10 protein-coding genes are annotated in these 12,744 nt (G+C 53.8%); 3 read left to right on the top strand and 7 right to left on the bottom strand.

Going from position 1 to position 12,744, the window contains the following annotated elements:
- Positions 1–60: 60 nt before the first annotated feature.
- A complete protein-coding gene (locus tag JQR90_RS06920; RefSeq protein ID WP_010797706.1) occupies positions 61–1,521 on the bottom strand; it encodes a glyceraldehyde-3-phosphate dehydrogenase in 1,461 nt (486 codons plus the stop codon).
- 138 nt (positions 1,522–1,659) lie between these two features.
- Here JQR90_RS06920 and mfd point away from each other — a divergent pair, with 138 nt between their 5' ends.
- A complete protein-coding gene (gene mfd, locus JQR90_RS06915; RefSeq protein WP_010797705.1) occupies positions 1,660–5,109 on the top strand; it encodes a transcription-repair coupling factor in 3,450 nt (1,149 codons plus the stop codon).
- 46 nt (positions 5,110–5,155) lie between these two features.
- Here the strand turns inward: mfd and JQR90_RS06910 are convergent, their stop codons facing one another.
- The 3 genes from JQR90_RS06910 to JQR90_RS06900 all read right to left on the bottom strand — a co-directional run bounded on the left by JQR90_RS06910 (position 5,156) and on the right by JQR90_RS06900 (position 7,714).
- On the bottom strand, positions 5,156–5,893 hold the full coding sequence (locus JQR90_RS06910) for an S-methyl-5'-thioinosine phosphorylase (RefSeq protein ID WP_010797704.1): 738 nt from the start codon (positions 5,891–5,893) through the stop codon (positions 5,156–5,158).
- A gap of 9 nt (positions 5,894–5,902) precedes the next feature.
- On the bottom strand, positions 5,903–6,901 hold the full coding sequence (nagZ, locus tag JQR90_RS06905; RefSeq protein ID WP_010797703.1) for a beta-N-acetylhexosaminidase: 999 nt from the start codon (positions 6,899–6,901) through the stop codon (positions 5,903–5,905).
- A gap of 105 nt (positions 6,902–7,006) precedes the next feature.
- Entirely contained in the window at positions 7,007–7,714 is a 708-nt protein-coding gene (locus tag JQR90_RS06900) for a TetR/AcrR family transcriptional regulator (RefSeq protein WP_010797702.1), read from the bottom strand.
- A 170-nt stretch (positions 7,715–7,884) separates the two neighbouring features.
- Here JQR90_RS06900 and lexA point away from each other — a divergent pair, with 170 nt between their 5' ends.
- Together lexA and sulA are read left to right on the top strand one after the other, a co-directional pair.
- Positions 7,885–8,496 (top strand): transcriptional repressor LexA, encoded by a 612-nt coding sequence (gene lexA / locus JQR90_RS06895; protein WP_010797701.1) that lies wholly within the window; start codon positions 7,885–7,887, stop codon positions 8,494–8,496.
- Between the two features lie 30 nt (positions 8,497–8,526).
- Positions 8,527–8,997 carry an SOS-induced cell division inhibitor SulA gene (sulA, locus tag JQR90_RS06890; RefSeq protein ID WP_010797700.1) on the top strand — a complete coding sequence of 157 codons (471 nt, stop codon included), beginning with the start codon at positions 8,527–8,529 and terminating at the stop codon, positions 8,995–8,997.
- Here sulA and JQR90_RS06885 read toward each other — a convergent pair whose 3' ends face one another.
- The 3 genes from JQR90_RS06885 to topA form a co-directional block, all read right to left on the bottom strand.
- Positions 8,998–9,234 carry a hypothetical protein gene (locus JQR90_RS06885; RefSeq protein WP_010797699.1) on the bottom strand — a complete coding sequence of 79 codons (237 nt, stop codon included), beginning with the start codon at positions 9,232–9,234 and terminating at the stop codon, positions 8,998–9,000.
- A gap of 146 nt (positions 9,235–9,380) precedes the next feature.
- Complete coding sequence (locus JQR90_RS06880; RefSeq protein WP_010797698.1) at positions 9,381–9,899, bottom strand: DUF6586 family protein; 519 nt, start codon at positions 9,897–9,899, stop codon at positions 9,381–9,383.
- A 93-nt stretch (positions 9,900–9,992) separates the two neighbouring features.
- The gene (topA, locus tag JQR90_RS06875; protein WP_010797697.1) at positions 9,993–12,605 is read right to left on the bottom strand and encodes a type I DNA topoisomerase; all 2,613 of its coding nucleotides are present in this window, start codon (positions 12,603–12,605) and stop codon (positions 9,993–9,995) included.
- Between the last annotated feature and the right edge of the window lie 139 nt (positions 12,606–12,744).

The raw sequence follows: 12,744 nt of genomic DNA, 5'->3' as shown, positions 1-12,744 counted from the left end.
TCAATTTAAAGCGATAAATAAAAACGGGAGCCTAAGCTCCCGTCTTCATATGAACAATGCTTAAACCGCTGGATAAGCCGGTGGGTTTACACCAGCCATTTCCTCAAGCACACGAACAACCTGGCAGCTATAGCCGAACTCGTTGTCGTACCACACATAGAGAACGACACGGTTATCGCTGCAAATGGTAGCACCTGCGTCTACTATGCCAGCATGACGAGAGCCAACGAAGTCGCTGGATACCACTTCAGGCGAGTTGACGAAATCGATCTGCTTGTGAAGATCAGAGTGCAGCGCCATATAACGCAGATAATCGTTGATCTCTTCCTTATTGGTGCCTGTTTCAAGGTTCAGGTTCAGGATAGCCATCGACACGTTGGGCGTTGGAACGCGAATGGCATTACCTGTCAGCTTGCCAGCCAATTCTGGCAGCGCCTTGGCGACCGCTTTGGCGGCGCCCGTCTCGGTAATCACCATGTTCAACGGTGCACTACGACCGCGACGATCACCTTTGTGGAAGTTGTCGATCAGGTTTTGATCATTGGTGAAGGAGTGAACCGTTTCTACATGACCGCTGATGATGCCGTACTTGTCATTGATGGCCTTCAGCACGGGCACGATAGCATTGGTGGTGCAGGAAGCCGCCGTAACAATGCTGTCTTCCGGGCTGATAGTGTTGTGGTTGATACCGTGAACGATGTTCTTGAGCGAACCCTTGCCAGGCGCAGTCAGCACGACACGTGCAGCGCCCGGGCACTTCAGATGTTGCGACAGGCCTTCTGCATCACGCCATTTACCGGTGTTATCAACAATGATCGCATTATTGATACCGTACTGGGTGTAGTCGACTGTGGTCGGATCGTTGGAATAAATCACCTGAATCAAGGTGCCATTTGCACAAATTGTGTTGTTGGTCTCGTCAACGGTGATGGTGCCTTCAAAGGAGCCATGTACCGAGTCGCGACGCAACAGGCTGGCGCGCTTGACCAGATCGTTTTCAGCGCCTTTACGCACCACAATGGCACGTAGACGCAGGCCATCGCCGCTTCCAGAGTGCTCGATAAGGATACGTGCAAGCAAACGTCCGATACGGCCAAAGCCATACAGAACCACATCGGTTCCCTGGCGCTTTTCGGTGCCCTGCTTACCTACAACGGCAGCCAGTTCTTCGCGTAGGAACTCTTTTAGATCACGCCCTGCCCCCGCCTGCTTGAATTTCAAGCTCAGACGCGCCAAATCAATGGAAGCGGCACCTAGCTCAAGTTCACTAATAGCCTTAAGCAGCGGATAGGTATCGTGTACAGACAATGCGACATCATCGACCTGACGTGCAAAGCGATGCGCCTTGAGAATGGCGATCACTGAACGATTAACCAAACCACGCCCATATATAGAGGTCACAACATTATTATTACGGTAGAGCTGACCGATCAGCGGAATCATTGCCTCCGCAATCGCCTCACGATCGATCCATTCACCAAGACACTGGTCGGAGTTCTGACTCACGGTGATACCTTCCATATGTAGGGGCTAACAAAAGGAACTACATTATGACCGCACCTGCCTGAACCGGCAATCTTCGCGCGTCGATGCACTGACAGCGAGACGAGACCGTCGTTACAATCCCAACTCAGATTTTTTCAACGGAGCCTAACCAGCGTGCCCGTTTTGCGCATTCCATCAATTCCTGATACCGCCGGACGACAGCATTGGGGAAATCTCCCCGGAGCCGCGCTAAGTCTGGCTATTGCCGAGGCTGCAAGCGCTGCCAGCCAACGCTTCACCCTACTTTTAACGCCGGACAGCCAGAGCGCCGAACGCCTGGAGCAAGAACTGCGCTTCTTTGCCCCGAGGCTTCCCGTACTGCATTTCCCTGATTGGGAAACGTTGCCTTACGATATTTTCTCGCCGCATCAAGACATTATTTCCCAACGTGTAGCGGCGCTCTATCGTCTACCAGAGCTTGATCACGGCATTTTGGTAGTGCCTATCTCAACAGCCCTACATCGCATGGCACCTACACGCTTCCTGCTAGGCAGCAGTCTTGTGCTGGATGTGGGGCAACGTCTGGATGTAGAGGCTACGCGGGCTCGCCTGGAGGCAGCCGGATACCGCTATGTCGATACCGTCTACGAGCATGGCGAGTTCACGGTTCGCGGAGCATTGATTGATCTATTCCCGATGGGCAGTAGCCTCCCGTACCGAATCGACTTATTCGATGACGAAATTGAGACGTTACGCACATTCGATCCAGAGACGCAGCGATCAATCGACAAGGTGGATTCGATCCGACTGCTTCCTGCTCGAGAATTTCCGCTGCATAAAGAAGCCGTCACAGGGTTCAGGGCACGCTTTCGAGAGCGTTTTGATGTGGATTATCGTCGCAGCCCTCTTTACCAGGATCTGGCGAGTGGCTTGACGCCCGCGGGCATTGAGTACTACCTGCCGTTGTTCTTTGATGAGACGTCGACGCTGTTTGATTACCTGCCCCAGAGCGCACAGGTTTTTTCGTTACCAGGCATCGAGCAGGCATCTGAACAGTTCTGGACGGACGTACGGACCCGTTACGAAGACCGTCGCGTTGACCCGGAGCGTCCTCTATTACCACCGGCTGAAGTTTTCCTCCCGGTAGAAGAGTGCTTCGCTCGTCTCAAGCAATGGCCACGCATTGTTATCAGTAGCGATGATATCGAGCCGGGTGTGGGTCGTGAGCGTTTTTCAGCGCGGCCTCTGCCCAACCTTGCCATTGAGGCCAAGGCTAACCAGCCATTGGCGGCCTTGCAAAATTTCCTGGCTGAGTTTGATGGACGCATCCTGTTTACAGCAGAATCCGCCGGCCGTCGGGAGGTGCTGCTTGAGTTGCTGGCACGTATCAACCTGCGTCCTACATCGGTCGAGGGATGGGAAGATTTTCAGGAAACTGACGAGCGCCTGTCGATTACAGTCGCGCCGCTCGACGAAGGTTTGCTACTCGAAAAACCCGATGTAGCCCTCATTGCCGAAAGTCCGTTGTTTGGTCAGCGTATCATGCAGCGTCGTCGCCGGGAAAAGCGCAACGAGCATGGTGACAACGTCGTCAAGAACCTGACCGAGCTACGCGAGGGCGCACCGGTCGTGCATATCGATCACGGCGTTGGGCGTTATATGGGTCTGGTAACGCTTGAACTGGAGGGCCAGGCGCAAGAGTTTCTACTGCTAGAATACGCAGACGAAGCAAAGCTCTATGTTCCGGTTGCCAACCTGCACCTGATTGCCCGTTATTCAGGCGCTGACGACGCGCTTGCTCCACTGCACAAACTAGGTTCTGAAACCTGGCAGAAAGCCAAACGCAAGGCAGCTGAGCAGGTACGCGATGTTGCCGCCGAGCTGCTGGATGTATATGCCCGTCGAGCCGCTCGGGAAGGATTTGCGTTTACTGATCCCAAAGCGGATTACGAAACCTTCGCAGCAGGCTTTCCGTTTGAAGAAACACCTGACCAGCAAGTTACTATCGATGCTGTACTCAAGGATATGCTGTCAGGCAAGCCCATGGATCGTCTGGTCTGCGGCGATGTAGGCTTTGGCAAGACCGAAGTCGCCATGCGGGCGGCGTTTGTAGCGGTACACAGCGGCAAGCAGGTGGCCGTCCTGGTTCCTACAACACTGTTGGCGCAGCAGCATTACAACAGCTTTCGCGACCGCTTTGCCGACTGGCCTGTGCGCGTCGAGGTGATGTCTCGCTTCAAGTCTGCCAAGGATGTTGAAAAGGCCGTACAGGAACTGGCTGACGGTAATATCGACATTATTATCGGCACACACAAACTGTTGCAGGACGACGTGAAGCTCAAGAATCTGGGACTCGTCATCATTGATGAGGAGCACCGATTCGGCGTGCGTCAGAAGGAGCAATTCAAAGCGCTACGCAGCGAAGTCGATATTCTGACCCTTACGGCCACACCGATTCCGCGCACGCTCAATATGGCTGTTGCAGGTATGCGCGATCTGTCCATCATCGCCACTCCGCCGGCTCGACGCTTGTCGGTCCGGACGTTCGTCATGGAGCAGCAGAACGCGGTTATCAAGGAAGCCCTTCTTCGCGAGCTGCTACGCGGCGGACAGGTCTACTACCTTCACAACGAAGTAAAGACCATTGAAAAGTGCGCCCGGGACCTTGCGGAGCTGGTGCCGGAGGCCCGTATTGGCATTGGTCATGGGCAGATGCGCGAACGGGAACTGGAACAAGTCATGAGCGACTTCTACCACAAGCGCTTCAACGTGCTGGTAGCGTCAACTATTATCGAGACCGGTATCGACGTGCCCAGCGCCAATACCATCATTATCGAGCGTGCAGACAAGTTTGGCCTGGCGCAACTGCATCAGTTGCGTGGACGCGTGGGACGAAGTCACCACCAGGCGTATGCCTACCTGCTAACACCGCCACGAAAAAGCATGACGCCTGATGCTGAAAAACGTCTTGAGGCGATTGCTGGTGCGCAGGACCTGGGCGCAGGCTTCATTCTGGCCACCCATGACCTTGAAATACGGGGCGCCGGCGAACTCCTGGGCGAAGGTCAAAGCGGCCAGATCCAGGCTGTAGGCTTTACGCTGTACATGGAAATGCTGGAACGGGCGGTCAAGGCTATTCGCAAAGGTGAACAACCGAACCTGGAACAGCCCCTTGGGGGTGGTCCGGACATCAATCTGCGGGTACCTGCGCTCATTCCAGAGGACTATCTACCAGACGTCCATACTCGCCTGATTCTGTACAAGCGTATTGCTTCTGCAGCCGATGAAGATGCACTCAAGGAGCTACAGGTCGAGATGATTGACCGCTTTGGCCTTTTGCCCAATGCCGTCAAAAACCTGGTCCGCCTGACACTTATGAAGATCAAGGCAGAAGCCCTAGGTGTTGTGAAGGTTGATGCCGGCCCGCAAGGCGGTCGCATCGAGTTCACTCATGATACGAAGGTTGATCCGTTGGTACTGGTCAAAATGATACAAAGCCAGCCCAACAAGTATCGCCTTGAGGGTGCAACCATCTTTAAATTCCAGGTACCGATGGAGCGTCCTGAAGAGCGTTTCAATATCATTGAGGCACTTTTCGAGCGCTTGACCCCGGAAAACGTCTAGTCCAGGTAACCGGCCGGGCACTCAGGAGGTGCCCGGCCAGTCGGGCTTAACCTGCCAGTACTGTTGCCAGTACAGCTTTAACCCTGCCTATACCCTCATGCAGCGCCTGCTCTATTTCAGCCATGGTGATAACGCCAGTTACCTTACCTGCAGCTGGATTAACAACCAACGCCAGACAGGCATAAGCCAAATCCTGCTCCCGAGCCAGTGCGGCTTCTGGCATGGCTGTCATCCCCACGATGTCACATCCATCACGCTCCAGGCGAACGATCTCTCCTGCCGTTTCCAGGCGCGGCCCTTGTGTACAGGCATAGACGCCCTGATCACTGTGGGCATAGCCGTGTTGACGCAGCGCACTGATCAATTGCTGGCGAAGCGCCTCATCATAGGGGTAGCTGAAATCGATATGGGTTACTGCTTCCAGAGACCCTTCAAAAAAGGTGTGTTCACGACCCCATGTATAGTCGACGATCTGGTGAGGCACACATAGATGCCCGCTACCCATTGCTGAATGGATACCGCCTACCGCATTAACGGCCAGGATTGCTTCTGCACCGGCATGCTTGAGCGCCCATATATTGGCTCGATAATTAACCTGATGAGGCGGGATGCGATGTGGATGACCATGGCGTGCCAGGAACAATACTTCGCGCCCTGCATAATGGCCCTTGAGAATGTCCGCCGAAGGCGCGCCATAGGGCGTGTTTATTCTGAGGGACTCATCCAGCGTCAGACCTTCCAGCTGCGTCAGGCCAGTCCCGCCAATAATGGCGTAAACGGTCATATAAACTCCTTAATCAATCAAACCTGCTTGGCGCAGAGTAGATAAAGCCGCAAGCCAGCGAGGATGCTGACGGTATTCAATGGGCGGAAATGCTTTTGCACTCATGCGTTTCAACCGCTGCGAAGGCTTGGCTTTCAAGCGCTGCAGCGCGGTTAGCGCCAGCTCAGCCGCGGCACGGTCATTACAAACGAGCCCCATGTCACAGCCAGCACTCAAGGCAGCCTCTATGCGTCCTGCCGCGTCACCGGCAACATGCGCACCGGCCATGGATAGATCGTCGCTAAAAATAACACCCTTGAAACCCAACTCGCCGCGAAGCACGTCCTGCAGCCACCGCCGCGAAAACCCGGCTGGCTGCTCATCTACGCAGGGATAGATCACATGAGCAGGCATGATCGCCTCCAACTGCCCACTCAAGCGCTTGAAAGGTACAAGGTCGACGGCCTTGATGTCTTCCAGGCTGCGCTCATCACGGGGAATGGCCACATGCGAGTCGGCTTCTGCCCACCCATGTCCCGGGAAATGCTTGCCAGTTGCAGCCATGCCGGCAGCATGCATGCCGCGAATGAAAGCACCCGCCAGATCGGTTGCCCTGCCCGGCGCTCCTTCAAAGGCTCGCTGACCGATTACTGCGCTACGGCCATGATCAAGATCCAGAACCGGAGCAAAGCTGAAGTCGAGCCCGACGGCCAGCACTTCGGTTGCCATTATCCACCCGCATGCCTCGGCAAGGCGGTCGGCCTCTGGATGATTGGCAAATCGCCGCATGGCAGGCAGACGTACAAAGCCCTGTCGAAGTCGCTGGACGCGGCCGCCCTCTTGGTCGACAGCCAATAGCAACTCCGGCCGCTCGGCGCGTATGGCTTCACATAGCTCACGCACCTGGCGAGGATGCTCGATATTGCGAGCAAAAAGAATGAGCCCACCCACTTCGGGCTGGCGCAGGAAATGTCGGTCTTCAGCGGTCAGCCATGTGCCGCCAATGTCCACCATTAATGAGCCTTGCATAGGCATTCCTGAGGCACAGAAAACAAGTGAGGCATGGTGCCCTTTCAACTCGTTTCAATCAATGTGTCAGTAATGCCTTTGCTGAAAGCGCTGGCATATCCTCACTCAGAAGCGCTGAGCATCCTGACTGACAGGCTTGCGGGGCTTGAATTGCGCAGATGCCAGAGCCTGATCCGTCATTGCACTCTCCGCCAGCATGCCACTGGCCATGAAAGGCACCATCAAACGCAATACCTGCTCCGTTGACGTATGTACACCAAAATCATTATCAGCCATGGCCTTCAAAGCCTTGATACCTGACATGCTGAATGCAGCCACCCCTATCATGAAGTGAGCGCGCCAGAACAGCTCCAGCGGAGGAATGGCAGGCGCAGCCATGGCAACCAGCTCCATGTAGCGACGAAAAACGCGTCCGTATGCCTCTTCGAGGTATTTCTTCAGATGCCCCTGGCTCTCACTGAATGCCAGCCCTAAAAGCCGCATGAAAATGGAAAGATCATTACCGTGACGCGGTTTGATGGCTAACGCCTGATCTACCAGCAGATAAAGAAGCTCCTTAAGGTCTGCCTTGGTCCCGGACTTGCCGTACCGTCGGTCCAACTCATTTTCCAAACACGCGCAATAAGGGTCCAGAAAACGAGAGAATACCGCCTGGATAAGGGATTTCTTCGAGCCGAAGTGATAATTCACTGCTGCAAGGTTTACATTCGCCTTGCTGGTTATCAGGCGGAGCGATGTTTCAGCAAAGCCACGCTCAGCAAAAAGTTGTTCAGCGGCATCCAATATCCGCTCGACCGTTTCAGATTGAGCCATCGCTTAACTACCTGATCATAAAATGTTTTAAACATATGTTTAAAACATTCCTGAGTCAATGCCTGGGATAGCTAAGTGCCGTAATGGCATTTGGCTGATAAAAAGTCGGTTGCCCTCAAACCAATACTGTATATAATCCCAGGAACTGTATATAAAGCCAGACACCTATCATGCTAAAACTAACTCCGAGACAGTCTGAAATCCTGAGCTTCATCAAGCGCTGCCTTGAAGAAAACGGATTCCCGCCCACCCGTGCGGAAATCGCTCAGGAGCTTGGCTTCAAATCCCCGAATGCGGCAGAGGAGCACCTCAAGGCGCTTGCACGTAAAGGCGCTATTGAAATGACGCCTGGTGCCTCTCGCGGAATCCGCATTCCTGGGCTGGAAACACAGAAACCTTCTGACAGTGAGCTCCCTGTCATCGGTCGTGTCGCTGCAGGCGCGCCAATCCTGGCCCAGCAGCACGTGGAAGAAAATTGCAATATTAACCCTGACTTCTTCCAACCACGTGCGGATTACCTTCTCAAGGTAGAAGGCATGAGCATGAAGAACATTGGTATTCTTGATGGTGACCTTCTGGCGGTTCACGTCACTCGTGAGGCGCGCAACGGGCAAGTCGTGGTTGCTCGTGTCGGAGAAGAAGTTACGGTCAAGCGGTTCAAACGTGAGGGCAACAAGGTTTGGCTGATTGCTGAAAACCCTGATTTCCAGCCTATTGAGGTGGACCTCAATAAGCAGGATCTAGTAATCGAAGGCCTGAGCGTAGGTGTCATCAGGCGTTAACGAGTCAACGTATCTATAAGGAGGTGTTCAGTGCAATCTTTATTGCCGCCGGATCATGGACAGTTGCCGTTGTTTCACGACGCACTGGTTCAACCGTCGCTCAATCCTTTTTTGGCTGGACCTATTCAGGCGGCGACTCTGCCTGATTGCTTTAGTGAAGTGACTCTAAACGGCGCTCAAGACCATTGCCTGCATTTGCTAGCACCCATGCTGCGGGAGTTGAGTGACGAACAGGATCCCCGGTGGCTGACACTGATAGCACCTCCGACGCTGCTAACGACAAAGTGGCTGCGCTCAAGGGATTTGAATCTGAATAGAATCCTGCTGCTGCAACCGCGTCAGAGCATGCAGACACTAGAGCTTGCTTGTGAAGCCTTACGCTCAGGAAGAAGCCATACCGTGGTGAGCTGGCTCCACGGCATGAAGACTTCCGAGAAGAAAAAGCTGGCTTTGGCCGCTCAGACAGGCAACGCCCAAAGCCTTAACATTCGCTTGGGCTGATCAATGAAGAACGCGGGGAGTATCTTCGCGTTCTATCATATCTCCTTCGGCTAGACGCCCCGCCATCTGCACACCCAAATTGAACATGGCTTTAGCCACTTCAACTTGCTGGCCATGCAGAAAGTCCTTCGCATCGGAAGAAAATTCCAATGTCACCAGTGCCTCTTCACCATCGGCACGGCGCAGAACGATACGGCCATCAGCCAGTTCGACAATTTCAAGATAAGACGTAGACATATGTGCATCTCCAGCAGGCGCTGGCATTGTAGCAGTCGCACCTGCCCTTCCCTAGGCTCTATCGATTAACGTAATGCAATAAAGACTAAAATGTTGCAAGACAGCTCTTCAATCAAGAAGATCTACACATTTTTGGCGTCTGTGCCTCACCATTCGGTCAATAAACCACGAAAGCGCAGCGCCAACTCCTTGATGTTTTTTCTCCAGGCTTCGAGTTCAGTATGGCTCAGCAGCCTCTTCTCTTCATCAAGCGTAACCGACTCAATCAGCGGCAGACCAGGGTCAACCTTAGCCTGCTTGATAGGCTGCGGTGGTTTTTGCAATGCAGAGAACCCATCCAGCAACTGAGCCAGCCATGTTTGCTGATGACTTGCCAATTCAAACAATTCAGCCAACTCAGGAGTTGGCGAATCTTTCAAAGCTTGTGGGTTTAAAAACTGCTCGATTGAGGCAGCCTGGGCGTTAGGCAGGCGGTAATAACCTGCCACTTCATGACACAACCCCAAAACAGCACCATACAAATGAAACAACGTTGCCTCTCGCTCGGCCTGAATCTGCCCTTGGGCATTCATGCTCTGCTCGTGCTCCGCTCTGCGCCACGATTCAAGGCTTAAACCGGCGAAGTACAACTTCTGGTTGGTACGAGTATAGATCTCATGAGACATGCCTGAATCCTCCCAAGGCAAAGCGGTGCCAGCTGCCCCGCTACACAGACACCGATTGCCAGGCTTGCAGACCTGGCAACCAGATACAGCGCATCAACTACGCTTGTCTTCTACCTTCCACTTCCCATTATCGAAATAGGCTTTCCAACCGGTCGGCTTACCATTCTCTTCTGTCTGTACATATTGCTCCTTCGTCTTGCGACTGAAGCGAATAACAGCAGAACGGCCGTCTGGGTCTTTGGCCGGAGCACTTAATAGATAATGGTATTTCGGATCGATTTCATCCTTGTGCGGCAACAGCTCGCTGACCAACGGTGCGCGAGTTTCGCGATTCTTTGGAAACTGGCTGGCCGCCAGGAATAAACCTGAAGCTCCATCTCGCAATACATACGTATCGTTGACTTTCTCGCACTTGAGTTCAGGCATTGCAATGGCATCCATCTTGGGCGGAGCCGGCTCGCCGTTCTTCAGCAGCTTGCGCGTATTCTTGCACTCAGGATTGGTACATCCAAAGAATTTGCCGAAGCGACCCGTCTTGAGCTGCATTTCACTGCCGCACTTGTCACACTCCAACGAAGGCCCTTCATAGCCTTTGATGCGATAGTTACCGGTTTCAACTTCATAACCCGAGCAATCGGGGTTATTGCCACAGATGTGGAGCTTGCGATGCTCGTCAATCAGGTAAGCATCCATCGCGGTTCCGCAAATATCGCAGCGGTGCTTGCCGCGCAGCACACGCGATTCCGACTCACCTTCGTCGTCCTCAGCAATTTCATCACCCGGAACAAGGTTGATCGTTCCTTTGCAACGCTCTTTGGGCGGCAGGCTATAACCCGAGCATCCAAGGAACACACCCGTTGAAGCGGTACGGATCATCATCGGCCGGCTACATGTCGGACAGGGGATATCCGTGAGAGTCGGCACATTTGCACGCATCCCCCCTTCAGCGCTCTCAGCGGCTTCCAGCTTTTTCTTGAAGTCGCTATAGAACTCATCCAGCAGGTTTTTCCAGTCGAGCTCGCCCTGCGCTACGGTATCGAGATCACCTTCCATGTTGGCGGTAAAACCATAATCCATGAGGTCAGAGAAGCTCTCACCCAGCCGATCAGTAACAATGTCACCCATTTTTTCCGCATAGAAACGGCGATTATGCACGGTGGCATAGCCGCGATCCTGAATCGTGGAAATGATGGCTGCATAGGTTGACGGACGACCAATACCGCGCTTTTCCAGCTCCTTGACCAAACTGGCCTCGGAGAAACGTGCCGGCGGCTTGGTAAAATGCTGAGTGGGATCCAGCTTCAGCAGCTTCATGGCATCGCCCTGGTTCATTTCGGGCAGTACGTCGTCTTCGCCAGGCTTGCTCTGTTGCGACAGAACTCGGGTAAAGCCATCGAACTTAAGGATTCGCCCTTTGGCGCGCAACTCAAACTCACCGGCCTTTGCCGTAACGGTCGTAGAAAGATATTCCGCAGGAGGCATCTGACAGGCAATGAACTGACGCCAGATCAAATCGTACAAGCGTTCGGCGTCTCGCTCCATGCCAGACAGCTGGTCAGGACGCGTGTTTACGTCAGACGGACGAATTGCTTCGTGAGCCTCCTGCGCACCTTCCTTGCTGCTGTAGAAATTAGGCTTGGCCGGCAAGTATTTGTCGCCAAATTCATTTTCGATAAACGCCCGAGCCATGGTAATGGCATCGCTGGACAGGTTCGTCGAATCGGTACGCATGTAAGTGATATAACCCGCCTCGTAAAGACGCTGGGCCATCATCATGGTTTTCTTTACACCAAAGCCCAGCCGATTGCTGGCAGCCTGCTGTAAAGTCGATGTAATGAACGGAGCGGAAGGTCGGCTGCTGGTAGGCTTGTCTTCACGCTTGCTAATGCTGTAGCTGGAAGCCTTTAACTTCTCGACGGCAGCACTTGCCTGCGCCTCGTTCAACGGCTTGAATGCTTCGCCGTTTTGCCGGACGACCTCAAAACGCGCCTTGGCATTCTTGGGGTTCGCCAAATCGGCGTGAACTTCCCAGTACTCTTCAGGGACGAAGGCACGAATTTCCCGCTCACGCTCCACAAGCAGCTTGACCGCAACGGACTGAACACGTCCAGCCGAAAGCCCTCGGGCGATCTTCTGCCATAGCAGAGGCGAGACCATGTAGCCTACTACACGGTCCAGAAAGCGCCTGGCCTGCTGAGCATTGACTCGATTGATATCCAGCTCGCCCGGCTTGGAGAACGCATCCTGAATCGCTTTTTTAGTGATTTCGTTGAAGACGACCCGCTTGAATCGGCTTTCGTCTCCTCCGATGGCCTCACGAAGATGCCAGGCAATGGCTTCCCCTTCGCGGTCCAAGTCGGTTGCGAGATAAACAGTGTCAGCTTCCTTAGCCAGACGCTTGAGCTCTTCGATCACCTTTTCCTTTCCAGGCAGGATCTCGTAGTGCGCCTTCCAGCCATGCTCAGGGTCGACCCCCATGCGAGCGATAAGCTGGCGCTTGGCCTTTTCCTTTGGAGAAAGGGCTGGAGCTTCGGCAGCAGACTTGCGTCCTTTCGTGGCGGGCTCTTTTGACGCGCCTGCCGACCCACTGGTAGGCAGGTCACGGATATGGCCGATACTCGACTTCACCACGTACTGGTTGCCCAAATACTTGTTGATGGTCTTGGCCTTGGCCGGGGATTCCACGATGACCAGCGATTTGCCCATGTATCGGTTGATTCCTGCGTTATTAAAAGATGTAAAGAGAAAGGCGAGACAGTCTGACAGACATTTGGCAGTGAGGCAGTGACTGACGAACCATGACAGCGTGGCTGTAAGGCCCCGCTATATATAGTGGCTGTTGGAG

The sequence above is a fragment of the Pseudomonas sp. JZ114 genome (genome assembly GCF_051027705.1).
Lineage (GTDB): Bacteria > Pseudomonadota > Gammaproteobacteria > Pseudomonadales > Pseudomonadaceae > Chryseomonas > Chryseomonas luteola.
Note: the sequence above shows the minus strand (reverse complement) of the source record. Positions and strands in the feature narration are given on the sequence as shown.